The sequence below is a fragment of the Pseudoalteromonas sp. Z1A8 genome (assembly GCF_011378855.1).
Classification (GTDB): Bacteria; Pseudomonadota; Gammaproteobacteria; order Enterobacterales; family Alteromonadaceae; genus Pseudoalteromonas.
Genome location: NZ_WTLB01000052.1, coordinates 1 through 25,730 on the forward strand (window position 1 = coordinate 1; position 25,730 = coordinate 25,730).

Here is a 25,730-nt window from a genome sequence, read left to right on the forward strand (position 1 = left end):
AGATCTGATCATGACATTGAGATTTAGTTCAAAAAAATCCCCGCTAATTTCTTAGCAGGGATTTGTGTATAAGAGACAGCTATTAGCGCCTTTTTAGTTAATCTAAACTTTGGATAGTAAATCTATCTTAAGCGGAGTTAAGGTTAGTTAAAACTTACTGATAATTTTCGTAAATTTTATCCAGCGGCTCTGAAAGCCCACTTTCTTGGACTATTCGAACATGTTTACGACCTAACTCACGCGCACTAGTTACACCGCATGAGTGAGCAATTAAACCAGCTCCGTAATGAATATACTTATTATAGTTAGCTACGCGCTGCGCCTTATCAGCTACATTGAGACCTTTTTGTAAATGTGTATTGTGCGTAGTAATCCCTGTAGGGCAGGTATCTTTATTACATTGCATAGCTTGAATACACCCTAGTGCAAACATATGACCACGAGCCGATACAACAAAATCAGCACCGAGCGCTAATGCCCATGCAACCTTTGATGGAACGATTAATTTACCCGAAGCAATAATTTTAACGCGCTCTCTAAGGCCGTGCTTTTCAAGCATATTAACGACAAGAGGCAAGCTTTCGCGAAGAGGTAAACCCACTGAATCCATAAGCGGTTGCGGTGCGGCACCGGTACCACCGTCTGCACTATCAATTGTTATAAAATCAGGGGCTGATTCAACGCCACGGTGATTTATTTCTGCAAATAAAGTTTCTAACCACGTGTAGTCACCTATAACCGCTTTAAAGCCCGTTGGCTTACCGGTGGCATTACGCACAGTGGCAATCATATCGAGAATATCACTTGGCTTTTTAATTTCAGGATGCCCATTAGGACTAATCGAATCTTGCCCTTCTGGAATACCTCTGATTTTAGCTATCTCGGCATTAACTTTACGTCCTGGAAGCATTCCGCCTTTACCAGGTTTTGCACCTTGGCTCATTTTTAGTTCGAACATTTTAACCTGTTCGTGAGCTGCAATTTCTTTCAGTTTTTCGGTACTTAAATTTCCATGTTCATCACGAGCGCCGTATTTAGCAGTACCAATTTGAAATACTAGGTCGGCGCCACCTTCTAAATGGTAAGGGCTTAACCCCCCTTCTCCGGTGTTCATCCAGCAACCCGCTAGTTTTGCCCCTTTTGATAAAGCACGTACAGCTGGTTTTGAAAGCGCACCAAAGCTCATGCCTGACACATTAAATAACGAATTCGTTGTGTAAGGTTTTTTACAATATGGACCCAACGTTACATTACTTGGATCGAGTGCCTCTTCATCTAAAGTAGGAAACGCACAATTCATGAACATTACCGTGCCCGTTACTTCTAAGCTTTGTGTTGAACCAAATGAAGCTGTGCGATCAACATCTTTTGCTGCGCGGTAAACCCAATTACGTTCAGCACGATTAAACGGCATTTCTTCTCTATCGAGAGCAAAAAAGTATTGTCTGAAAAATTCACCTTGGCGTTCAAAAAAATACCGGAAACGGCCAATTACTGGATAGTTACGCCTAATAGCATGTTTTGTTTGCGTAATATCACGAAAGTAAAAAACAATAATAGTAAGAACAATTAACCCAAGTGCTATAATAAAAATACTCGCAAATACGTCAATACTAAACATTATAAAACTGCTCATCTAAGGCCCCTTGATGGCTATATTTTTAAACAATACCGATTTGCCTAGTCTGTGGATATTTTGACGATTAGAGTCGTTAAAATAAGCTCTATTACTAAGTCTCTTGGTATAAAAAAGGTGTTGCTGTCAAAATGACACAACACCTTTGTTTGTTCAAGGTTTATAAGCCCTACAAAGCTAATTTTGCAGCTTAGTAAGCTCATTTTTTATGTATAAACGTACTTGTGTTTCTAATACCGACAAGGGTACTGAACCGTGGCGCAGAACCTGATGATGAAATTCGCGAATATCGAAATTTTTCCCAAGTGCTTGCTCGGCTTCAACACGCAAACGCTTAATAGTTAATTCACCAATTTTGTATGATAGTGCCTGTGCTGGCCACGATATATAACGATCTGTTTCTGTTTTAACATTATGCAGCGAAAGCGCTGTGTTCTCGCTCATAAAGTTCATTGCACGCTCGCGACTCCAACCATACATATGCATACCCGTATCAACAACTAAACGTGCTGCTCGCCACATTTCATAAGTTAAGCGACCAAAACGACTATATGGGTCTTGATAAAAGCCCGCTTCTAAACCTAAATACTCAGAGTAAAGCCCCCAGCCTTCACCAAATGCCGACAAATAGGCATCACGACGATAGCTCGGCAGATTTTCAAGCTCAGCATTGAGTGATATTTGCAAATGATGTCCCGGCACAGCTTCGTGCAGAGTCAGCGCTTCTAAAACATAAAGTGGACGTTTATCTAATGCATAGGTATTAACCCAATAGTATCCAGCTTCATCATCTCGATTAGAACCAGAATATCGACCTGTTGTGTATTTAGGGGCAATACTTGCTGGTACGGGTGCTACGCCATAAGGTTTACGCGGTAAGGTATGAAACAATTTAGGCAGTTGTGCATCCATTTTTTTGGCTATGTAAGAGGCTTCTTTTAAAAGTTGTTCAGGTGTTGTTGCGTAAAACTGCGGATCAGTACGTAAAAAGTAGATAAATTCGGCAAATGTGCCTTTAAATCCCACCTCTTTAATTACATCTTCCATTTCACCGCGAATACGAGCAACTTCTTTTAAGCCTAACTCGTGGATCTCTTTTGGTGTCATGTCGGTAGTGGTGTAATACTTAGTACGGTTTTTATAAAAAGCTTTACCATTAGGAGTTTCTGAAATACCAATACTTGTGCGAGCACCTGGCCGATACTGCTCAGTGAAAAATGTTAAGTAGCCTTTATATGCTGGTATTACTTTATTTTTTAAAACTGTTTTAGCTTGCTGTTGAAGTGCATAAAAATCACTCTCGCTTAAGCTAGCAGTGTTAGTTAAAAACGGTTTATAAAATTCTGATTGGGTTACATCATCAACAATATATGTATTTATAGAGTCTTCGTACCCTTCTAATACAGCTTTTGGTTGGGTGAGACCGGTTTCGAGTCCTTTTTTCATCCAATATATATTTTGTTGAAAAAATCGCGGTATTTGTGCCAAACGTGCAAGATATGTTTCTAAATCTTGCTCTTCTTTGTATTGAGAGCTATTAATGATGTACGACAACCCAGAGTGAAAACCGTACTCTGATGTAAGCGGCATGTAATGTGCGTTAAACACATATTCGTCCACGCTATTTTGTACCTGAGCGCGAATAATACTTAAGTTAATTTGATTTTCGTCACTCAGTTTGGCTGCGTCTACAGCATCTAAATCAGCGAGTAATTGCGTTTTATTTTTATATTGATCTGCTAAAGATTCTGGCGACAAATTGGCAAGTAAATAACCATCAACCCCTTTTGAGCTGCTATAAGGGTTTATACTTTCTCTATATTGAACAATAGATTGTGCAACTTGAGTAAATTGTTCATTCGCATTAGGCGTGGTTATTTGGCATGCACTTAGTGAGCATAAAATTGTTATACCAAGAAGAGATTGGCGAAGCGTTTTTGGTAAAAAATAATTCATTATTATGTAACTTGATGATGCAATAGATTTCATAAAACTATCGTAGGGTAAATAAATAGCAAGTAAATGAGACAAACTGACGCGTTAAAACCTTACAAACAATAAATGTAATTTAAGTATTACTTACGTTAACAGAGCTAAAAACCAATCTAATTGATGAGAAAAGCAGCGGTTGAGTCGTTAAAGTTAAATTTAAGTATCCTAACTCTCCTTTTTGCTTTTAAATAGTTCACATAACGATTACTGTAGTAAAAAATAATAAAAAGCTCGGACGCATAACCGCCTCATGGAATGAGATATTTAAAATTTGCACTTATGCGTACTTAGTTGGTATTTAAAAAATGATGTTCCATGACTCCATGGCTATTGCTCAAGAAAAAATGACTAAAGTGTGTATGTTTTTAGAGCGCTATTCGCTCCCACCTACACCACTTAATTATCAAGTTGTTTATACCTATACCAGCCAGACTAATATTAAGCTCAATAAAGCCTTAGATCGCGCTATTGCGGTTGAAGATAATATTGACAGCGTTTTAATTGAACAGCTACATGCTGAGTTTTTAAATACGGGCCACACAGCGCAAGTCAGCATGATTCAAAACGTTGATGGTGTTATAAATTCACTTTCTCAAAATTCTCAAGCCACTGAAAAGCAAATAATTCGCTTTGCGGGTCATGTAAGTGACTGCGTACATTCGCTAGATGAAAACAACATAGAGCAAAGCCGTCAAGCGCTTGAAGTACTTCATAATCAAACCACTGAATTACTAAATCAACATAAGCAATTCAAGCAAGAACTAAGTAAAGCCAAGCAACTACACGAAAAAACACAAAAGCAACTAACTCAGCTTCGAAAGCAACATATTGTTGATAGTCAAACAGGGCTTTATAAGCGCCATTATTTAACGCAGCAAACCCAAGTGTGGACTAATCAGAAAAAATCTATCTGCGCTATTGCGATTCAAATAGACAACCTTGATCATTTCACTGAAAATTACGGTGATATTATTGGTGAAGTTATTTTAAATAAAGTAGCCAAACAAGTACAAAAATATGTTTTTCAAAGTGGTTTACCTGGCCGCACAGCGAAAGATCAATTTACAGTTTTATTAGCCGACATAGACCCAGAAACAGCCAATGTTATTGCTGAAAAAGTACGTAATGGAGTCGAAAAGCTTCGCTTTGTAAGTTCAAAAACAGGCACCAAATTGCCTAGCATAGGATTATCGCTTGGAATTGCTCAGCATCAACAAGATGATGATTTTAATCAATTGGCAAAAAAAGCCTCTCATGCCGCTTTTAAAGCACGTTCATTAGGTCAAAGTAGTTATACAGCAGGGCAATAAATTACCTGATAAATCATATTCAAATTGCACCTACTGCGTACAATAAAGTACACTAACCTCTATTGTCACGATAGAGATTAATCATGAACGAAACCGAACAAAAGACCACGCATTTTGGTTATAAAACAGTAGCCGAGAACGATAAAGCTTCTATGGTTGCTGATGTATTTCACTCAGTAGCTGCAAAATACGATGTAATGAATGATTTAATGTCTTTTGGGGTGCATCGTTTATGGAAACGTCAGACTATTGCAAGCTCAGGTGTTCGTAAAGGGCATCATGTTCTCGATTTAGCCGGCGGCACTGGCGACTTAACCGCAAAGTTTAGTCAATTAGTGGGCGAAACCGGTCAAGTAGTATTAGGTGACATAAACTCATCTATGCTTAAGGTTGGTCGTGAGAAACTGCATAACCTTGGGTTAGTAGGCAATATCGACTACGTACAGATGAATGCTGAAATGCTACCATTCCCAGATAATAGTTTTGATGTGATCACTATTGCCTTTGGTTTACGTAACGTTACCGATAAAGACAAAGCTCTGCGCTCTATGTACCGCATTTTAAAGCCAGGTGGCCGATTGCTTGTTTTAGAGTTTTCAAAACCAGAGCATGAAGTACTTAGCAAAGCTTACGATTTTTACTCATTTAATTTATTGCCAACAATGGGTAAACTTGTTGCTAACGACAGTGAGTCGTACAAGTATTTGGCTGAATCGATTCGTATGCATCCAGATCAAGATACGCTAAAAGCGATGATGGAAGATGCAGGCTTTGAGCAAACAACATATCAAAACCTCACTGGCGGAATTGTTGCGCTGCATCGTGGTTTTAAATATTAAGGCTAGCAGTTATGGCGCTTGAGAAAACAGCAAAAAGCAATAATGGTGCAATGACACCTGAGTTTTTTATGTTACCTAACTTTGTACTCTCGCTTATTGAGCGTGTACTAAATCAAGCACTTAGCCTTGACCCACAACTACCTCAAAAGCTAAGCGCAGTTAAACATCAGCGCTTAGTGGTTGAAGTAAGAGACTGGCAACAAAGCATCCAACTTGTTTATAGCGCTGAGCAATTACACTTATATAGTGCCCAAAGCAATGAAAATGCAGATTGTATGATCAGCGCCGACATAGGTACGCTTTTAGCGCTCAAAAACCCAGCAATGCTTACCCAATTAATTCGCCAAGATAAGCTCGACTTGCAAGGCGACTTAAATATTGCGCAAACTTATAGTAATGCGTTTTCAGGCATTGATATTGATTGGCCTGAGCAGTTTTCTAAATATATTGGCGATACCCCCGCTCAGCAGTTATACCTGCACTTAAAAAAACTAAAACAAAACGGCAGTAAAACCAATACTAAAATAAGTACAATGCTTACAAGTTTATGCCAAGATGAGCTCGCAATTACTATTCATCCATTAGAGCTTGAGCAGTTTAAAAAAACAAATAGAGAGCTCAAAGGGAAAGTGGCTGCCGTTGAGCAGCGCATAAATGCTTTATTAAACTCTTTTTCATCTCCGAAGCCTCTCTAAGGATTTTTTGTGTCGACTGCACGTTTATATAACATCACCAAAACGTTACTTAGCTATGGGCTAGACGAACTAATTCCAAAACATAAGATCCCTTGGTTTGGTAAAGTAGCTCGCGGCAGTTTATTTTGGCTACGTAATCAACACAAAGAAAAATCTCATGGTTTACGCTTACGTTTAGCACTGCAAGAGCTTGGCCCTGTTTGGATTAAATTTGGTCAAATGCTCTCAACCCGTCGTGATTTACTCCCACATGATATCGCTTTAGAGCTGGCATTTTTACAAGACCAAGTGGAACCTTTTGAAGGTGAGCTAGCTCAAAAAATAATTGAAAAAGCACTCGAAATTAACGACATTAGCGAATTGTTTAGTGAGTTTTCACAAACACCATTAGCGTCAGCATCAATAGCACAAGTACATACAGCAAAGCTGATTGATGAACACAGTATTGAACAGGACGTCGTAATTAAAGTTATTCGGCCAAATATTCACGAGCAAATTAATGCAGACTTGGCGCTAATGGAAAAACTTGCCAAAGTCCTCGCTAAGGTACACAACGAATCAAAACGTCTTCGTCCTGTCGAAGTTGTTAAGGAGTATAAAAAAACGCTTCTTGATGAACTCGATTTAATGCGAGAAGGCGCAAATGGCATACAGCTAAAGCGTAACTTTGAAGGTTCTGAGTCATTGTATATACCTGCAGTGTATAGTGATTACAGCCGCAGTAATGTACTTGTAATGGAGCGTATTTACGGTATACCCGTATCTGATAAAGATGCGCTTATGGCGCAAAACACCAATATGAAGTTATTGGCTGAGCGTGGCGTAGAGGTATTTTTTACGCAGGTGTTTAGAGACAGCTTTTTTCATGCTGATATGCACCCAGGCAATATATTTGTTTCTCGCGAGCATCCTGAAAACCCAATGTATATCGGTATTGATTGCGGTATTGTTGGTACTTTAAGTAAAGAAGACAAACGCTACTTAGCCGAAAACTTCATTGCCTTTTTTAATCGCGATTACCGCCAAGTAGCACAGTTGCATGTTGATTCTGGCTGGGTACCACACGATACCAGTATTGAAGAGTTTGAATTTGCGATTCGCACTGTATGCGAGCCTATATTTAATAAGCCCCTTGCTGAAATTTCATTTGGTCACGTGCTCGTAAATTTATTTAATACCGCACGTCGTTTTAACATGCAGGTACAACCACAGTTAGTCCTACTACAAAAAACCTTATTATACGTTGAGGGATTAGGGCGTCAGCTGTATCCGCAACTCGACTTATGGAAAACCGCAAAGCCCTTTCTAGAAGATTGGGTAAAGCAACAAGTCGGTCCATTATCTATATTGAAACAAATGTATGCTAACTTACCATTTTGGGCTGAAAAAATGCCTGAGTTACCCGATCTAATTTACCAAAATTTAAAGCGTGCACCACACGCTCATCAACCTCAAGAACAAAAGGTATCTCATAAACCTTTAATTTTAGGTTTATTTGGTAGTGCTACAATGATCATGGCAACACTTTGTTATTTACAGTACGATTTAGTAGCTGCAAGTATTGCAATAGGCTTATCTGTTATTAGCTTTATAGCAGCATGGCGCAGCGCATAAACTGAGTGCTATTTACGCTATTTGGCGTATAATTAGTATTTAAAATAGACATTTAACCATTTTATATATTGGAGAAAACCATGGGTTTTGGTGGTATTAGTATTTGGCAATTATTAATTGTTTTGGCTATCATAGTTTTGCTTTTTGGCACAAAAAAACTACGCGGTATGGGTGGTGATATTGGGGGCGCTGTTAAAGGCTTCAAAAAAGCAATGTCGGATGATCAAGCTAACGAGCAAGAAAAATCAGAGCAAATTCAACAATCAGAAAAAAGCACCGTTGGCGACTCAATCAATACTGAAAAAACCAAAGATAACAATAAGGTTTAATAAGTATGGGTATGTGGGAACTTGTTGTAGTTTTTATTGTTGGCTTAGTGGTACTCGGCCCTGAGCGCTTACCTGTTGCTATTAGAACCGTTAGTAAATGGGTTAAAACCGCTAAGTCGGTTGCCAACTCGGTAAAAGCAGAAGTAAGTGAAGAACTGCGCATTCATGAACTTCACGAAAACCTTAAAAAAGCAGAACAACAAGAACTAAAAGATTTAAGCCCTGAGCTACAAAGCTCATTAACAGAGCTACAAAAAGCGGCTGAGTCAGTTACTCACAGCTACAAGAAACAACAACCGGATACATCAAATAGCCAACAACTTGATGAAAAAAAGTGAAGTTTATCTCTCACTTTGTGGTCAACTTACTACATGGTATAAAAAATAATGGTTGAGGAAGTAAAATCGGGGTTTGTATCTCATTTAATTGAGTTACGTGATCGACTAATAAAAGCACTATTGAGCATTTTATTATTTTTTATCGCACTGTTTTATTTTAAAGATGATATTTACGAACTTATAGCTGCACCATTAGTGGTTCATTTACCTAATGGCGCGACCATGATAGCTATAAATGTGAGTGACCCTTTTATAGTCCCTATGATGCTTACTTTTTTTGTTGCAGCTTTATTATCTACTCCATGGATACTTCATCAAATTTGGGGGTTTATAGCTCCTGGCTTGTACCAAAATGAAAAAAAAATGCTAATACCTATACTAATCTCAAGCGTTGTCTTGTTTTATGGTGGTATCGCTTTTTGTTATTTTGCAGTACTACCAATTATATTAGGTTTTTTTACAAGCACAGGTCCTGAGATGATGACTCTCGCACCCGATATCGCTAGCTATCTAGGGTTCGTATTAAAACTATTTTTTGCATTTGGTGTCGCTTTCGAAATTCCAGTGGCAATAATGCTGCTATGCTGGAGTGGTGCAACAACAACAACAAGCTTAAAAGAAAAACGCCCTTATATTGTCGTGGGTGTTTTTGTAGTGGCGATGTTTTTGACACCGCCCGACGTGTTATCACAAACATTATTAGCATTTCCGATGCTTCTTTTGTTTGAATTAGGTCTAATTTTAGCAAAATTTTATACCGCCAAACCACAAAAAGAATCTGAGGAATAAAATGAAAAAACAACTACTCTCACTATTGGTTTTACTAAGCGCGCCCGCTTTTGCTGCGCAAACACAATTTAATACTCAAGCGTTACAAGCATGCAGCTTTATTGAAAACGATTTTAATCGCTTACTTTGTTACGACAATACCATTGCAGGTAAATCACTGGTTAAGCCATCAGTAACAAAAATGCTCACACCACCAACGACTAACAATGTACCTCAAGCAGCAGTTACAGCACCAGTGCAAGCAACTGAAAAAGCTGACGATTTTGGTTTAGAACATAAAAAAGAAGAACAAGTAGAAAAAGAAACTGAAATCAAAGCGATGGTTACATCAGTTGATGAGGCTGCTTATGGTGAATTAATTATTTCGCTAGATAACGGTCAACAATGGCGTCAAATTGGCTCTGACAGCATGCGTTTAAAAGAAGACGATACAATTGTAATTAGCCGCGGTGCATTCAGCTCTTTCCTATTGAAGAAAGAGGGTAAAAACCGCTCTATTCGCGTTAAACGCACTAAATAATGTCATATACGTTAGTTGATGCTGGAGTTAACTTAACTAATCATCAATTTGATGACCAGCATCTTGATGTAATTACCCGCGCAAGCGAAGCGGGTGTTACAAACATGCTTATTATAGGCTGCGATATTGAAAGCAGTCAGCAATCACTTGAACTTGCGATAAAGCACCTTCAATATTCTACGGCGGGTGTGCACCCCCATGATGCAAAATCAGCTACCAATGAGCTCGAAGCACAACTCACTTCACTTGCAAATAATAAGCAAGTTATTGCCATTGGTGAGTGCGGCCTTGATTATAACCGTGACTTTTCACCTCGCGATGTACAACGTGATGTTTTTAGACGCCAGTTAGTACTTGCTAAAAAGTTAGATTTACCTGTTTACTTACATGAACGAGATGCAAGTGACGACATGCTAAGCATTCTCAAAGAATTTGATCTTCGCGGTGTACTTCACTGCTTTACCGGTAATTCAGCAGCTCTGAAGCAATATTTAGATTTAGGTCTCTATATTGGTATAACCGGTTGGGTATGTGATGAACGTCGTGGTAAAGAGCTACAGCAACTAGTACCTAGCATTCCCTTAGATCGATTATTAATAGAAACTGATGCGCCATTTTTAATCCCACGAACAGTTAAACCAAAGCCTAAATCACGTAAAAATGAACCAGCCCTACTGCCTTACATTTGCCAAACAGTCGCACAACTTTATCAAACAAATGAAGAAGTAATAGCTCGCAAAACTACAGAAAACTTTTACCGTGTTTTTGGTTTATTAGATCGTTAATGGCCTATGCAAAGGCATTATTAAGCCTACTAATATTCCTTTGCGCTTTTTGCTCTTTTGCAAACCCAGTAATAATAAAACACGATTTCAATTCTCAAAACATCAATAATCTGTACTACTCATTTAAACCAACGTCGCTATTAAATGCGCAAAGAAGTAGCGATATAAAGTGGCAAAAAAATATAGGAAAACCTCTTAATTTAGGTCTTGAGCAGCGCCCTGTATGGATAAAATTTAAAATAAAAAATCCGCTTAGTTATAATACAGAGCAATTATTATCGCTAAACAACCCTTTGCTAAACGACGTTCAAGTATATCAGTTACATAACTCGCTATTACTTTCTTACACCCAAATTGGTGATGCCTATGCCCTTGATAAACGTACGATCAAGAGTGAATCTTTATTAGTTAAACTGATCAGCCCCGCAAATAGCGAAACGGTTATTATAATGAAAGTGGCGAATAGCTCAGGCTTGCGAGTCCCTTTAACACTATGGCAACCAGAAGCTTATTTAGCGCATAAAGGTAAACTTAATTTACTCTATGGCTTATTGATTGGCTTTATATTTTCCTTAGGTGTGAGCTGCTTAGTTTTATATGGTTTTTCACGTAAACATTATTTTGTGTATGCTGGTGTTATAACTCTCACATTAGGCAGTGTATTAGCCTATCTTTGTGGTTTTGGCCTTAGGTATATACATCCTAATTCACCCGCGTTACAGCAAGTTATGCTCCCTATATTACTCATGCTTATTACTTTAATGTTTTTGCCTTTGCAAAAGCAAATTTGCCATCCACAGCCATCATTTTTACTGACCGTTCAGAAAGTAGTAGTTAACACTTTAGCTATTTCATTATTATTTATTTGGTTACTTCCAAACCACATAGTGACACTATTTTGTTTAATTGCGACCCCAATCGCTTTAGTCTTATATATAACAACTACATTTATGTGCATACGTATAACGCCTTCTAAACCGAATAAAGCACTATTGCTCGTATTGGTTTTTTTCTTGGTTGTGATGCTTTATTTTACTATTGCTGTAATGGGGCTATACGCATTTAGCAGGAGTACGCTAGCATTTGTGTTTACATGCTTTTTTAGTTGCACTTTCTGTTTATGTTACAGCGTTATGAAATTATTTATTTTACAGCGAGATGAAGAAGTAACTACTCAACAAACCTTGATTGCTGAAAATGTAGCCCAAGACACTCTACTCAAAGAGCGTTTAAAGTTACAAGAAAAAACACGTCAAGAACTAGAATCACAAGTGGACGAACGCACCTTTGAATTACAAGTTACGCTCAGGGAGCTTGAAGAAAAAAACCGGGCCCTTGAGCTACTTAATACCGAAGATGCTTTAACCGGAATAAAAAACAGACGCTTTTTTGATAAAAAACTCGTAATGGAGCTGCGTCGCTCTCGTCGAGAACAAACACCGCTTAGCATTGTTATGTTAGATATAGACCGATTTAAAGCCATCAACGATACATACGGACATATTATTGGCGACCAAGTTATTAAAGCTGTATCTGACCTTATAAAAGATCATTTAAAGCGCCCACTCGATGAAGTTGCCCGTTACGGCGGTGAAGAATTTGTGGTGTTATTACCTAATACCCCCAATGAAGGTGCACAAGATATAGCAGAAAAAATACGATCTGCTATCTCAGCAAGCACTGTAACGGTTGCCAATAACAATATTCAATTTACAATTAGCGCAGGTATATACACCAGTATTGCTGATGACGTTAGCAATCCTCAAATATTTACTGAGTGCGCCGACAAAGCGCTTTATTACGCAAAGCAGCATGGCCGTAATCAAGTAATCACTTTTCCATTACCACAGTAGGAGCATATTAATATGGCCCAATCAGGATTAGACCTTTTCCCGTATACTCGCATGCGCAGAATGCGTCGCAGCGATTTTTCTCGCCGCTTAATGGCCGAAAACCAACTTAGCGTAAACGATTTAATTTACCCTGTATTTGTACTTGATGGTAAAGATCGTCGCGAAGCAATTGAATCAATGCCAGGTATTGAACGCTTATCGATAGATTTGCTACTCATTGAAGCTAAAGAGTTGGTCGAACTTGGAGTTCCGGCAATAGCTATTTTCCCGGTAACGCCTGCGGATAAAAAATCATTATTTGCCGAAGAAGCATATAACGATGATGGTTTAGCGCAACGTACCGTAAGGGCTTTAAAAGAAGCCTTTCCTGAGTTAGGTGTAATTACCGACGTAGCACTCGACCCATTTACGACGCATGGGCAAGACGGCATCATTGATGATTCAGGCTATGTTATTAACGATGTCACTACAGAGATTTTAGTTAAACAAGCACTTTCTCATGCACAGGCAGGTGCCGACGTTGTTGCCCCTTCTGATATGATGGATGGTCGTATTGCTGCAATTCGTGAAGCACTTGAAGCAGATGGATTTATTCATACTCGTATTATGGCCTACTCTGCTAAATATGCGTCTAGCTACTACGGCCCATTTAGAGATGCGGTAGGCTCTGCTGGAAACTTAAAAGGCGCCGATAAAAAAACCTATCAGATGGATCCTGCTAACTCTGATGAGGCAATACGTGAAGTCGCATTAGACTTACAAGAGGGTGCTGATATGGTCATGGTGAAACCTGGCATGCCTTACCTAGATATTGTACGCCGTGTGAAAGACGAATTTGGTGTACCTACTTTTGCATATCAGGTAAGCGGTGAGTATGCAATGCACAAAGCAGCAATCGACAACGGTTGGCTGGCTGAAGAAGCGACAATAATGGAATCTTTACTTGCCTTTAAACGCGCTGGTGCTGATGGAATTTTAACCTACTTTGCAAAGCAAGCCGCACAATACCTCGCTAAAAAGTAAATTTTATAACAAGGCGGTCAAACCGCCTTTTTACATACATTTACACTTTTGTATTATTTTAGTCACATTTATTCTCTAAACTAGTGTCCCATTTTGGGATTTAATACACGGGAATAATAAAAAATGTTTAAAACAAAAATAACACCACTCGCGCTTGTTATAGCAAGTCTTAGTGCACCAGCATCCGCTGATCTAATCATTTCTGAATATATTGAAGGAAGCAGTAATAATAAAGCGATTGAACTTTATAATAACTCCTCATCTGAGCTAACCCTTTATCAATACTCATTAAATTTATATGTAAATGGCAAAACTACAATTCAATCAACTCTTGATTTGTCTGGTACTTTAGCAGCTAACAGCACCTTTGTTATTGTTAATTCAAGTTCAAATGATGCACTAAAAGAAAAAGCCAATTTAGAACATGGTGTTGCTAATTTTAATGGTGATGATGCATTAGTTCTTATGCAAGGTAGTTCTGTAGTCGATAGCTTTGGGCAGCGCGGTGTAGATCCCGGTTCTTTTTGGTCTGAAGGCGCAGTACAAACACAAGATAAAACACTTCGTTGTAAAGACAGCATTACTGTAGGCAGAACAACACCAGATGCAGCATTTAATCCAAGTGAAGAATGGGTGCAGTTTGAAAAAGATGATTTTGATGGATTAGGTGCGCACGCAGGTAATGGTGGAACAACACCTGAACCAGAGCCTGAGCCAGAACCACTTGTTCCACTTGTTTGTGGTGCAGAGAAAGTTTTAATTAACGCTATTCAAGGTGATGGCTCTGCAAGCCCACTTGTTGATACATTAGTAGAACTTGAAGGTGTTGTAACCGCAGACCTTCAAGGTGATGATCAACTAAAAGGCTTTTTTGTTAGCTCACTTGCTGCCGATATAGATGCCAACCCACTAACCTCTGAAGGTGTATTTGTTTATTTTGCAGATACTGATATAAATGTTGGTGACTATGTGCGCGTACAAGGTACTGTTGAAGAGTATTTTGATACAACACAAATTGGCAGCGTAAGCCAAGTAGCAATTTGTGATACAGGTTTAGCTGTAGCAGCTACAAAAATCACTTTACCTTTAGCTGATACAACTGATTTAGAAGCTTTTGAAGGTATGCTAGTTACATTAGAGCAACCATTAGTAGTCACTAATAACTTTGGTCTTGGTCGATATGGTGAAGTTGAATTAGCTACAGAGCGCTTATATCAAGGGACTCAAATTGCATTACCTGGAGATGCAGCTAATGCAGTTGAAACAGAAAATCTACTTAAAAAGATTTTACTAGATGATGGCTCTACAGTACAAAACTTAGACCCGACAGCTTACCCAGCTCCAGGCTTATCTGCAGAAAATACATTACGCACTGGCGATACAGTAAATACTGTTACAGGGGCACTTGCTTATAGCTTTGGCCTTTACCGAATTCACCCAACTTTAGCACCTCAATTCATTGCGACAAATGCACGTGAAGATGCGCCAGAGCTTAATGCTGAGGCAGATTTACGTGTGGCTAGCTTTAACGTGCTTAATTACTTTAATGGTGATGGCCAAGGTGAAGGGTTTCCTACAGCGCGTGGTGCAGACTCTGAAGCTGAATTTATTCGTCAAGAAGCTAAAATTGTAAGTGCAATTAGCGCTATCCAGGCCGATGTTGTTGGTTTAATGGAAATCGAAAATGATGGCTTTGGCGAATTTAGTGCAATTGCAAGCTTAGTAAATGCATTAAACGAAGCTGATAGTGCTAACAACTATGCATTTGTTGACTTTAACGTAGATCAAATTGGTACCGATGCAATTACTACCGCACTTATCTATCGTGCTAACAAGGTAGAGGAAGTAGGTACTGCTGCTATTACGACTGAGGCTCCATTTGATTTTAGTAACCGTGCTCCAATTGCACAAAGCTTTAAATCTTTAGAAACTGATGAAGTATTTACTGTTGCTGTGTCACACCTTAAATCTAAAAGCTGTGGTAGTGCTTCTGGAAACAATGCAGATTCAGATGATGGACAAGGCTGTTGGAATGAAATACGCACAGAAGGTGCTAATGCATTCGCAAATTGGCTTGATAGCAAACCAACCGGTGTTGACGATGAAGATACTATTTTAGTCGGCGATATGAATGCTTACGCAATGGAAGATCCAATACGTGCATTTGCAAATAAAGGATATAAGAATGTAGTTGCAGAGCTTGATGGCAATACACTTGGTTACTCTTATAGTTTCTCTGGTCGTGCAGGTAGCCTTGACCATGCTGTAGCGACCCAATCACTACTAAACAAAATTGTCGCCGCAACAGATTGGCATATCAACTCAGATGAACCTATTTCACTTGATTACAATGTAGAATTTAAAAGCGAAGGTCAACAATCTAGCTTGTATTCTGAAAGTGCATACCGCGCATCGGATCATGACCCTGTAATTATTGATATTAAATCTGAAATTACTTTAACGCCTGAAGAACAAACACCAATAATTGCTGCTGACCAAGTTTTTGCAATTGATGAAAATAGCGCAATTGACACAATTATCGGCACGCTTGAATTCAGTGTTCCGAATGCGGATGTATCGCCAGTGGTTGAATTTATAGTGTCGGGTAGTGAGATAATTACAGTTAATGAACAAGGTCAACTTATTGTAACCGGTGAACTTGATTTTGACGTTGAAAGTACAATTGCACTATCAGTGCAAGCAAAAGATAGCGCTGATAACGTGTCTGATTCGGTAACAGTTACAATTAACATCACTGAAGCGAGCTCTGATGATGACGATTCAGGTTCATTATTATGGTTATCACTTCTTTTAGCACCGCTATCAATAGTGCGTAGATTCAAAAAGAAATAACCAACTTTAATCTCAACATTTAAAAAGCCGCGCATGCGGCTTTTTTATTTTATACAAATGTAATTCAGACAAGCTTCATTAAACCCCACGTACTATGTTCATACGATCTGTAAATCTTCTAGTAATTAATCAGTAACAACTACATACATTTGAGTGAATTTTATACAAAAAACCTCAATGAGTTACATGTGATAAGTTTACCTACTGAAAAATATAAACTTTTAAAGGGTCCACTTCTTGCTATTAGTAATCTAGAAGATACTTACAAAGAAATTAATATTTACCCTGAACGTAAAAATAAGTCGTGTTTTTATAAAGGAATGAGAATGAAACAATTAACCCAAAACCTGCCTAAATGGCAAAAAAAGTCAGCACCACTACTGGGTCTACTTATTATTTTTTCGACTTGGGGCAATAGCAACCAAGCGATTGCTGCAACCGTTGATGTAGCAATCCCACAAAGTAGCTTATTTGACGTAATTAGCGCTCGCGCTAAAAAGTTAGCAAGTGAAGAATACGTGGCGCCTAAAAGCATCGAGCTTGAAGCATTAAATAATATTGATTATCAAGATTACCGTTCAATTCGCTTTAAAAAGGACAAAGCGGTTTGGAAAGATGAAGGTCTTTACGAACTACAGCTATTCCATCCGGGGTTTTTATACAAAACACCTGTCACTATAAATACAGTTGATAGCGATTCAAAACGTAGTCGCTTGCCTTTTAGCACCGATTTTTATCAATACGATGGAACTGCAGCGCCACTTCAAGAAGAAATAGCTAAAAGTGTAGCGGGCACTCAATTAGGCCATGCAGGATTTCGTTTACATTACCCGTTAAATACTAATGAATATAAAGATGAAGTAATGGTATTTCAGGGGGCATCGTACTTTAGAGTAGTCGGTCCTAATCAAGTTTATGGTTTGTCTGCCCGTGGTTTAGCAATAGATACTGCTGAAAATTCAGGTGAAGAATTCCCAGTATTTAAAGAATTTTGGTTAGTTAAGCCAAAAGCTGAGCAAACAAATATTACTATTTTTGCATTACTTGATAGCCCATCTATATCTGGTGCCTATAAGTTTAATGTTGATCCAACAACAAACATGCTTGTTGATGTAGATATGCAGATTTTTGCGCGTAAAGATATTAAAAAGCTCGGCGTAGCGCCACTAACGAGCATGTTTTACCACGGCGAAAACAGCACCAAATTTTTTGACGATTACCGCCCTGAAGTTCATGACTCAGATGGCTTACTAACGCAATCTGCCGATGACAAATGGGTATGGCGTCCGCTTAACAATCCTTCACAACTGAGTGTTACATCATTTTCATACAATAACCCTAAAGGTTTTGGTTTAGCACAGCGCGACCGAGATTTTAATAATTATCTAGATACCGAAGCACATTATCACAACCGCCCTAGCCTATGGATCGAACCACAAGGTGAATGGGGAAATGGCCGTGTAGAGCTTGTAGAAATACCTACTGATACAGAAACTAACGACAATATCGTAAGTTACTGGGTACCAGAAAAGCCAATGAAAGCTGGAGATTCATTAAAGCTAAGCTACAAAATGACGACCTTTAATGCACGTTTAACTCAGCACGAAAAAGCACGCGTGCTACGCACAAGGATCGGCAGTGCTGCTTTACCTGGTGAGGACAACCCACCACCAAAAAGTCATCGTCAATTTACTGTTGATTTTACAGGTCCAGAAATAAATCAACTTTCTGATCAATTAAAACTCGATGCCGACATTCAACTTACAACGGGCGAAGTAACCGATGTAAATGTACAAAAACTACCTAATTCACGTGGATGGCGTGTCGCCTTTAAAATTGCACCACAGGACGATCAACCCGTTGATATGCGTTTATCGTTAAAACTACGTGATAAAGAAATTAGCGAGGTATGGAGTTATGTTTGGTACCCAAATGACATCAAGTAATAAAGGTAAGGGCACTCCAATGCCATTCAAAACACTAAGAGTATGGCTATTTGCTATTGCGGCACTTGGCACATCAGGTTACGGCATATCTATCATGTTTGAAATTTTAAACTCAAACGGTATGACATTGCTTGAGTATGCTTTACTTGTATTATTCTCAATCACCTTTGCGTGGATTGTAACGGCTTTTTGTAGTGGAACAATCGGCTTTGTATTACAGCTATTACGAATTGACCCACTTACGCTAAAGCGTATTAAACCCATTGAGTTTAATAGTGAGGCAATTAACGCCCAAAAAACGGCTGTTGTAATGCCTATTTATAACGAAGACACTCACCGTGTTATCGCGGGCTTTGAAGTTAGTCTGCAATCGTTAAAAGAAACAGGTCAACTTACAAACTTTGATTTTTACTTATTAAGTGACACGCAAGACCCAGAAATAGCTAAAAACGAGCTAAGTGCATGGCATGCATTGTGTGAACGTTTAGGTGATACAGCAAAACACGTTTTTTATCGTCGCCGAGAAGATAACAAACATCGTAAAGTTGGTAACCTAACCGACTTTTGTGAACGCTGGGGCAGCCAGTACGACCATATGATTGTGCTTGATGCTGACAGCGTAATGACGGGTAAATGTATGCTTGAGCTCACTACAAGCATGCTTAACAATCCACAAGCCGGTCTTATTCAAACTATTCCGATCCCTGTTCGTCAAGATACCTTTTTTGGCCGTTTTTTACAGTTTGCATCAGTGCTATATAGCCCAATGCTCGCGACTGGCTCCGCTTTTTGGCAAACTGATAAAGCAAACTACTGGGGTCATAATGCAATCATTAGAGTTGAAGCATTTATAACCTGCTGTGGCTTACCAACACTTAAAGGTAATGCACCTTTTGGCGGTGAAATTTTAAGCCATGATTTTGTAGAAGCTTCACTACTACACAGTGCTGGTTGGGATGTATTACTCATTGCAGATATTGAAGGTAGCTATGAAGAAGTACCAAGTAACATTCTAGATTACGCTGTACGCGATAGACGTTGGGTGCAAGGTAATATTCAGCACTTAGGCTTATTGTCGTCGCCAAAATTAAAACTAATGAGTAAGCTTCACTTTTTACTAGGTGCCACAGCCTATATTTCATCGCTAATTTGGCTCTCAATGTTAGCGCTAAGTACGATTGATGCAGTAACTCGCGCATTAAATAGTGATGTGTACTTTAATCGTGTTTATCAGTTATTCCCTACATGGCAAATAGCTAAAACGGATCTTATTGATTCACTGCTGTACTTAACTATCGTTATTTTATTAATGCCTAAGCTAATGGGCATAATAGTCACCTTAATACATAGAAACAAACGTTTTGGTGGCTCAATTAAGCTAATACTAGGCTCAATTATCGAAACTGTATTTGCTATTATCGTTGCTCCATTAATGATGGTATTTCATGCTTACTTTGTACTGTGTGTATTTTTAGGTAAAAAAGTAAAGTGGGATGCACAACCTCGTGAAGGTCGTATGGTTCCTTGGAAGGAAGCGTTTGGTTATACGTTATTTTCAACTATTGTGGCTATTGCATGGGGAAGTACAGCTTACTACTTCACACCGGTGTTCTTTTGGTGGTTATCGCCTATATTATTAGGCTTAGTGCTAGGCGCTCCGATTATCCGTTATACCAGTAGCATTAAACTCGGTGTACAGCTAAGAAAGTTAGGTATATTTATTTGCCCTAGCGAAGTTGATAACGATTCAACACTAGAAGCGCTTAAAACTCACCTAAAAGAAATTTCGGTACCAAAGGAAGGTATTTACCCACAAACAATACCGGCACTACCACAAGAGCAATTGGTAACAATGCCTATCCAGTCTTTTAAAAAGCCACGCAGGCTAAAGATGAAAGCGCTAAAAGCCAAGGTAATAAAAAAGTTTAATTAGCGCGTTATAAAATACAAAAACAAAAAAGGAGCGATTAATCGCTCCTTTTTGCTATCTAAATTTAAAATCAAGCGTTGCATTTATCGCTAATATTATCCATTTTGTTAGCTAACTTATTACAGTACATTTTAGAAATAGCTGATTGCGTTTCGTCATCAAGTTGCCAGTTATAAAAATGGAAATTTTTACCATTTTCTAACTCGACATTAAAAATGGTAAAAAGAAAAAACGAACTAAATGATACGCAACTAATTTCCTCGCTATTGATATAACGCTTTGTGCATAAACGCGTATAACAAATGCCTGCTTTATAACAATGTAAAAAACGAAGATGAAGAATATTAAAAGTAATAATAATAAGTAAAGCTGGCATGACAGTGAGAAAAACAATTTTTAGGTTCACTGCAAATATAATATGAATTAAGAATATTAAGCTGAATGCTAAAATACATTTTGTGAATTGTAGCCACCAGTTTGGTGCCAATTTAATAGGTTTCATAATTGTTACGTCTTATATAAAATTAATATGCAAACGTCTCTGCTGCGGAGACTTCCTTATCTGACTTTAGAGCTCTAGTCTAAAAGTGCTGGTATTTTACATTACGCACATAGAAGCATCAACAGAAGTTCTTAATTTTCAACAAGTTACATGCCATTTACAATAAATCCTTTGTAAACCAAATAATTAAGTAATTAGCGTAAATAAATCCCCCTCTAATACCTTTTTATTAACTAGCAATATAAGACTACTTAATAATAAAAAGTAGTTATTTATAACTACAAAAAATAAAACCAAATTTCAGGCAATAAAAAACCCGCAACATGTGCGGGCTTTTTTAAAGAGTTAAAGAGCTAATTACTTAGCAGCTTTTTTCTCTTTTTCTGCAGCGATTACTGTATCAGCAACGTTTTGCGGACATGCAGCGTAGTGTGAGAACTCCATAGAGAACTGACCACGACCAGATGTCATTGTACGTAGTGTACCGATGTAACCGAACATTTCTGATAACGGTACGTCAGCTTTAATACGGCTGCCTGTTAAACCAGCTTCTTGGTCTTTCATCATGCCACGACGACGGTTAAGGTCACCGATAACATCACCAACGTGATCTTCTGGAGTGAACACGTCAACATTCATGATTGGCTCAAGAAGTTGTGCGCCCGCTTTAGGGATCGATTGACGGAAAGCGCCTTTAGCAGCGATTTCGAATGCGATTGCAGATGAATCCACGGCATGGAAACCACCGTCGAAAAGTTCAACTTCAACGTCAAGTACAGGGAAACCAGCTAGAACACCAGTACCCATCATTGACTTAAAGCCTTTCTCAACTGCAGGCCAGAATTCTTTAGGTACGTTACCACCAACAACTGATGATTTAAACGTGAAGCCTGAAGCAACTTCGCCTGGCTTGATGCGGTAGTCGATTTTACCGAACTGACCAGAACCACCAGATTGTTTCTTATGCGTGTAGCTATCTTCAATTTCTTTAGTGATAGTTTCACGGTAAGCAACTTGTGGTTGACCAACAATAAGGTCTACGCCGTAAGTACGCTTAAGAATATCTACTTTGATATCTAAGTGAAGCTCACCCATACCTTTAAGGATAGTTTCGCCTGAATCTTCATCAGTCTCAACTTGGAAAGATGGATCTTCTGCAACCATTTTACCGATAGCAACACCCATTTTCTCATTACCGCCTTTATCTTTAGGCTGTACAGCAATCGAGATTACTGGAGTTGGGAATACCATTGGCTCAAGTGTTACTGGGTGCTTAGGATCACATAATGTGTGACCAGTTTGCACGTTTTTCATGCCTACGATAGCAATGATGTCACCAGCTTGTGCGCTAGTTAATTCGTTACGGTCATCTGCTTGCATCTCAACCATACGGCCAACACGCTCAGTTTTACCAGTAAACGAGTTAAGGATAGTGTCACCCTTGTTTAGTTTACCTGAATAAATACGTACGAATGTTAATGCACCAAAACGGTCATCCATTATTTTGAATGCAAGCGCTTTGAAAGGTTCGTCAGTAGATACTACTGCGAACTCGCCATTTTCGTTACCTTCTTCATCCATAAGAGGTTGAGGATCAACTTCTGTAGGAGATGGTAAGTAATCAACAACAGCGTCAAGAATAAGCTGCATACCTTTGTTCTTAAACGCAGAACCACAGTATGTAGGGAAGAAAGCAAGGTCACGAGTACCTTTACGGATACAACGCTTGATGTCTTCTAAAGAAGGTGCTTCACCTTCCATGTAAGCTTCAAGTAGTGCATCGTCTTGCTCAAGGGCAGTTTCAACAAGCATTTCATAATACTCGTCAGTTTGCTCTACCATGTCAGCAGGAACATCTGTGATTTCGTAGTTTTCAGGAAGACCAGTGTCATCCCAAACGTATGCTTTTTTAGTTAAAACATCTACAACACCAACAAACTCATCTTCAATACCAATTGGTAAAGTCATGATTAGTGGAGTTGCGCCAAGTACTTTACGTACTTGCTCAGTTACACGGTAAAAATCAGCACCCATACGGTCTAATTTATTTACGAAGATAATACGTGCAACTTCTGAATCATTAGCATAACGCCAGTTAGTTTCTGATTGTGGTTCAACACCACCAGAACCACAGAACACACCGATGCCGCCATCTAGTACTTTAAGTGAACGGTAAACTTCAACTGTGAAGTCAACGTGTCCAGGAGTATCGATAACGTTAAAACGGTGATCTTTCCAGAAACAGCTTACAGCCGCAGACTGAATAGTAATACCGCGCTCAGCTTCTTGTTCCATGAAGTCAGTAGTAGATTCACCATCATGAACCTCACCAGTTTTATGGATTTGACCAGTAAGCTTTAGGATACGCTCAGTAGTCGTGGTCTTACCCGCATCAACGTGCGCGAAAATACCAATGTTTCTGTACTTCGATAAATCTGCCATTAATTTTGCTCTTAATAAAGTCGATAAATTATTCCGCAGAAGTATAACATCACTTAAAGCGAACATCACCATGCAAGCCGCTTAAAATGCAATCAATTCAACATATTTTTTTTATCGTCAGAATCTACAGAGCATTTAAGATGACAAATATCACATAACGAACTGAAATTATTAATTTTTAATACTTAACTTAGTCGGTATAAAGTTACTTCATTATTTTGTAACCGCGCTCAGTGCGAGTAATACAACCATAACTTTGATCAGCAGTTAACTTGTCTAACTCAAGTAAATACGCTAGGTATCGGCGTATTATAGATTGATTAACACCGACTAAATTGCGGGCTTTGTGGACGGCGAATGTCGTAGTAACGCATTTCATAACAGTATCGTATATTTTTTATGTACGCATTTAACGTTAAAAAAAATTGGCACAACACGAGCTGTATCCAATAAAATCAATATATTATGCATTTTAATGTAAACAACTATTAACATTTCATTGTTGAAAATGCCTAAATTTGGTACATTTTATCTTCAGTGCATATGCATAAAACAACAATTATAAGAACTTACAATGAAACGGAATTTATCTCGTATTACTTATTGGCTGCTTACTTTTAATCTATTAATTTTATGCGGTAATGTTATTGCCCAGCAATATGAAATAACATCACCCGCTGATTGGGTAAAATCCCATGAAATAAAACAGCCTGAACAAACAGACATGACAAAAGTACGCGACGGCACGCTGTACTTACTACTCGACAATCAATCCTACGTACCTAATAACCAAAAACAACAACGCTATACGCGGTTAGTTATGCAGGCGCAAAATCAAAGTGGTGTTGACTATATAAGCCAGCTTAATCTAGATTTCGATCCAAGTTATGAATCGCTAACACTAAACAGCTTAACTATTATCAGAAATGATAAGCGCATTGATAAGCTTGCCAGTGCAAGAATGACGGTGATACAAAGTGAATCTGAATTAGCTAATCGCATTTATAACGGCAGCCTCTCACTGAACATCATTATCGATGATATGCGCAGTGGCGACATACTCGATTACAGCTACACAGTGACAGGAAGTAATCCTGTATATGCAAACAAGTTTAGTGCAAGGCGCACGCTTAATTGGTCTGTCCCCGTTGTACAACAAAATATGCGCGTACTTTGGGGTAAGCAAACACCTTTACATATTAATACAATAAACGGCACAGCAGATATTCAAGAAACGCTTAACAAATATGGTAAAGATTATTCTATCGCTCTTTTTGAAGAGCCCTTACTAGAGCAAAACTCTCAAACCCCAACGTGGTACGACCCCTATACACAAGTTTACTTTTCTGAGTTTGACGATTGGGAGCAGGTAGTTGACTGGGCATATCCGCTTTATCAATCAGCTATAGAAACCCCAAATAGCATTTTGACTATAGCTGAGGATATAAAAGCAAAGCACATCCAAACATCAGATAGAATTACAGCCGCACTGCGCTTTAGCCAAGACGAAGTTCGATATTTAGGGCTTGAAATGGGCACTAATTCACATCAGCCAACGTCTGCCTCACAAACGCTATCGCTGCGATACGGCGATTGCAAAGATAAAACAGTACTGCTTATTTCGTTACTTAAAGCGATGGATATAGAAGCTTTTCCTGCGCTAGTTGACACAGAGGAAACCAAACGCTTAAAAGAACTTCCACCTTCTGCAAGTGTTTTTAATCACGTAATTGTTACGCTTAAATACGATAACAAGCGTTACTGGCTCGACCCAACAGTAAACTATCAACGCGGAACACTTGAGTATATAGCACAGCCCAATTACGGCTACGCTCTGATAATCAAACAAGGCGAAACCGCTTTAACTTCAATGGCACAAAAGCCTATACATACAAATGTATCTGTTGAAGATAACTTTTTTATCGCTAAAAATGTATCTGAGCCATCACGCTTTGAAACTCAATACACTTATGCTGAATTTGAAGCAATTAATCGCAGAAGTAATATTGCAAGTAATGGTTTAAACAGTGTTGCTACATCTTATTTTGAGTATTACCAAGGTTTTTTAAATGGCTTATCAATCAATGAAGCAATGGCAATTAGTGAGCAAGAACAAACCGGCAGGCTAATAACAAAAGAATCGTATTTAATTGATGAGTTTTGGGAAAAAACAGATGAAGGCTACGAAGCTAATTTTTATGCCAATGAAATCCAAAACAGTGTTTACGAACCAAAACAAGTAAACAGAACTGACCCGAATGGCACTGCATTAAGCTTTTCCTCCCTTTGCTCCAGTATTTTTCCTCTGCTTTGCCGGGTGACCATTTTTCAATA

The 25,730-nt window shown here is 38.6% G+C and carries 18 protein-coding genes; 15 read left to right on the top strand and 3 right to left on the bottom strand.

All coding sequences use genetic code 11. From position 1 onward, the window contains the following. Window positions 1–154 precede the first annotated feature (154 nt). Together GQR55_RS16595 and GQR55_RS16600 are read right to left on the bottom strand one after the other, a co-directional pair. Window positions 155–1,636 carry an FMN-binding glutamate synthase family protein gene (locus GQR55_RS16595; RefSeq protein WP_166421469.1) on the bottom strand — a complete coding sequence of 494 codons (1,482 nt, stop codon included), beginning with the start codon at window positions 1,634–1,636 and terminating at the stop codon, window positions 155–157. Window positions 1,637–1,813: 177 nt separating this feature from the next. After that, on the bottom strand, window positions 1,814–3,592 hold the full coding sequence (locus GQR55_RS16600) for a DUF885 domain-containing protein (RefSeq protein ID WP_166421480.1): 1,779 nt from the start codon (window positions 3,590–3,592) through the stop codon (window positions 1,814–1,816). A 359-nt stretch (window positions 3,593–3,951) separates the two neighbouring features. Between GQR55_RS16600 and GQR55_RS16605 the strand changes: the two genes are divergently transcribed. From GQR55_RS16605 to mdoH, 14 genes are all read left to right on the top strand, one after another. After that, on the top strand, window positions 3,952–4,938 hold the full coding sequence (locus GQR55_RS16605) for a GGDEF domain-containing protein (RefSeq protein WP_166421481.1): 987 nt from the start codon (window positions 3,952–3,954) through the stop codon (window positions 4,936–4,938). 83 nt (window positions 4,939–5,021) lie between these two features. Next, the gene (gene ubiE / locus GQR55_RS16610; RefSeq protein ID WP_007579859.1) at window positions 5,022–5,777 is read left to right on the top strand and encodes a bifunctional demethylmenaquinone methyltransferase/2-methoxy-6-polyprenyl-1,4-benzoquinol methylase UbiE; all 756 of its coding nucleotides are present in this window, start codon (window positions 5,022–5,024) and stop codon (window positions 5,775–5,777) included. Between the two features lie 11 nt (window positions 5,778–5,788). Then, window positions 5,789–6,472, top strand: a complete 684-nt coding sequence (locus GQR55_RS16615) for an SCP2 sterol-binding domain-containing protein (RefSeq protein ID WP_166421470.1) — start codon at window positions 5,789–5,791, stop codon at window positions 6,470–6,472. A gap of 9 nt (window positions 6,473–6,481) precedes the next feature. Further along, window positions 6,482–8,086 carry a ubiquinone biosynthesis regulatory protein kinase UbiB gene (ubiB, locus tag GQR55_RS16620; RefSeq protein ID WP_165740317.1) on the top strand — a complete coding sequence of 535 codons (1,605 nt, stop codon included), beginning with the start codon at window positions 6,482–6,484 and terminating at the stop codon, window positions 8,084–8,086. An 80-nt stretch (window positions 8,087–8,166) separates the two neighbouring features. After that, window positions 8,167–8,415, top strand: a complete 249-nt coding sequence (gene tatA, locus GQR55_RS16625; protein ID WP_165729103.1) for a Sec-independent protein translocase subunit TatA — start codon at window positions 8,167–8,169, stop codon at window positions 8,413–8,415. 5 nt (window positions 8,416–8,420) lie between these two features. Beyond that, window positions 8,421–8,753, top strand: coding sequence for a Sec-independent protein translocase protein TatB (gene tatB, locus GQR55_RS16630; RefSeq protein ID WP_165729104.1), 333 nt, complete (start codon window positions 8,421–8,423; stop codon window positions 8,751–8,753). Between the two features lie 48 nt (window positions 8,754–8,801). Next, a complete protein-coding gene (gene tatC, locus GQR55_RS16635) occupies window positions 8,802–9,542 on the top strand; it encodes a twin-arginine translocase subunit TatC (protein ID WP_024609388.1) in 741 nt (246 codons plus the stop codon). Window position 9,543: 1 nt separating this feature from the next. Then, the gene (locus GQR55_RS16640) at window positions 9,544–10,062 is read left to right on the top strand and encodes a hypothetical protein (RefSeq protein ID WP_166421471.1); all 519 of its coding nucleotides are present in this window, start codon (window positions 9,544–9,546) and stop codon (window positions 10,060–10,062) included. After that, window positions 10,062–10,847 carry a TatD family hydrolase gene (locus GQR55_RS16645; protein WP_166421472.1) on the top strand — a complete coding sequence of 262 codons (786 nt, stop codon included), beginning with the start codon at window positions 10,062–10,064 and terminating at the stop codon, window positions 10,845–10,847. Before GQR55_RS16640 ends, GQR55_RS16645 begins: the two co-directional genes overlap by 1 nt. Continuing rightward, entirely contained in the window at window positions 10,847–12,700 is a 1,854-nt protein-coding gene (locus GQR55_RS16650) for a diguanylate cyclase (RefSeq protein ID WP_166421473.1), read from the top strand. Before GQR55_RS16645 ends, GQR55_RS16650 begins: the two co-directional genes overlap by 1 nt. A 12-nt stretch (window positions 12,701–12,712) precedes the next feature. Beyond that, window positions 12,713–13,723, top strand: a complete 1,011-nt coding sequence (gene hemB / locus GQR55_RS16655; protein WP_166421474.1) for a porphobilinogen synthase — start codon at window positions 12,713–12,715, stop codon at window positions 13,721–13,723. Window positions 13,724–13,846: 123 nt separating this feature from the next. Then, a complete protein-coding gene (locus tag GQR55_RS16660) occupies window positions 13,847–16,576 on the top strand; it encodes an ExeM/NucH family extracellular endonuclease (protein WP_166421475.1) in 2,730 nt (909 codons plus the stop codon). A 326-nt stretch (window positions 16,577–16,902) separates the two neighbouring features. After that, window positions 16,903–18,522: a glucan biosynthesis protein G gene (locus GQR55_RS16665; RefSeq protein WP_166421476.1), complete on the top strand. Its 1,620-nt coding sequence runs from the start codon at window positions 16,903–16,905 to the stop codon at window positions 18,520–18,522. Continuing rightward, the gene (gene mdoH, locus GQR55_RS16670; RefSeq protein WP_166421477.1) at window positions 18,494–20,455 is read left to right on the top strand and encodes a glucans biosynthesis glucosyltransferase MdoH; all 1,962 of its coding nucleotides are present in this window, start codon (window positions 18,494–18,496) and stop codon (window positions 20,453–20,455) included. The genes GQR55_RS16665 and mdoH overlap by 29 nt, the downstream gene beginning before the upstream one ends. An 856-nt stretch (window positions 20,456–21,311) precedes the next feature. Here mdoH and fusA read toward each other — a convergent pair. Further along, window positions 21,312–23,396, bottom strand: a complete 2,085-nt coding sequence (gene fusA, locus GQR55_RS16675) for an elongation factor G (protein ID WP_166421478.1) — start codon at window positions 23,394–23,396, stop codon at window positions 21,312–21,314. Between the two features lie 574 nt (window positions 23,397–23,970). Here fusA and GQR55_RS16680 point away from each other — a divergent pair. Next, on the top strand, window positions 23,971–25,730 hold a 1,760-nt coding region (locus tag GQR55_RS16680), incomplete at its 3' end, for a DUF3857 domain-containing transglutaminase family protein (protein WP_166421479.1).

What these genes read in the sequence shown, in the direction of transcription:
- GQR55_RS16595 (WP_166421469.1), bottom strand. Translation starts at nt 1,636, where the DNA reads ATGAGCAGTTTTATAATGTTTAGTATTGACGTATTTGCGAGTATTTTT.
- GQR55_RS16600 (WP_166421480.1), bottom strand. Translation starts at nt 3,592, where the DNA reads ATGAATTATTTTTTACCAAAAACGCTTCGCCAATCTCTTCTTGGTATA.
- GQR55_RS16605 (WP_166421481.1), top strand. Translation starts at nt 3,952, where the DNA reads ATGGCTATTGCTCAAGAAAAAATGACTAAAGTGTGTATGTTTTTAGAG.
- ubiE (WP_007579859.1), top strand. Translation starts at nt 5,022, where the DNA reads ATGAACGAAACCGAACAAAAGACCACGCATTTTGGTTATAAAACAGTA.
- GQR55_RS16615 (WP_166421470.1), top strand. Translation starts at nt 5,789, where the DNA reads ATGGCGCTTGAGAAAACAGCAAAAAGCAATAATGGTGCAATGACACCT.
- tatA (WP_165729103.1), top strand. Translation starts at nt 8,167, where the DNA reads ATGGGTTTTGGTGGTATTAGTATTTGGCAATTATTAATTGTTTTGGCT.
- tatB (WP_165729104.1), top strand. Translation starts at nt 8,421, where the DNA reads ATGGGTATGTGGGAACTTGTTGTAGTTTTTATTGTTGGCTTAGTGGTA.
- tatC (WP_024609388.1), top strand. Translation starts at nt 8,802, where the DNA reads ATGGTTGAGGAAGTAAAATCGGGGTTTGTATCTCATTTAATTGAGTTA.
- GQR55_RS16640 (WP_166421471.1), top strand. Translation starts at nt 9,544, where the DNA reads ATGAAAAAACAACTACTCTCACTATTGGTTTTACTAAGCGCGCCCGCT.
- GQR55_RS16645 (WP_166421472.1), top strand. Translation starts at nt 10,062, where the DNA reads ATGTCATATACGTTAGTTGATGCTGGAGTTAACTTAACTAATCATCAA.
- GQR55_RS16650 (WP_166421473.1), top strand. Translation starts at nt 10,847, where the DNA reads ATGGCCTATGCAAAGGCATTATTAAGCCTACTAATATTCCTTTGCGCT.
- hemB (WP_166421474.1), top strand. Translation starts at nt 12,713, where the DNA reads ATGGCCCAATCAGGATTAGACCTTTTCCCGTATACTCGCATGCGCAGA.
- GQR55_RS16660 (WP_166421475.1), top strand. Translation starts at nt 13,847, where the DNA reads ATGTTTAAAACAAAAATAACACCACTCGCGCTTGTTATAGCAAGTCTT.
- GQR55_RS16665 (WP_166421476.1), top strand. Translation starts at nt 16,903, where the DNA reads ATGAAACAATTAACCCAAAACCTGCCTAAATGGCAAAAAAAGTCAGCA.
- mdoH (WP_166421477.1), top strand. Translation starts at nt 18,494, where the DNA reads ATGTTTGGTACCCAAATGACATCAAGTAATAAAGGTAAGGGCACTCCA.
- fusA (WP_166421478.1), bottom strand. Translation starts at nt 23,396, where the DNA reads ATGGCAGATTTATCGAAGTACAGAAACATTGGTATTTTCGCGCACGTT.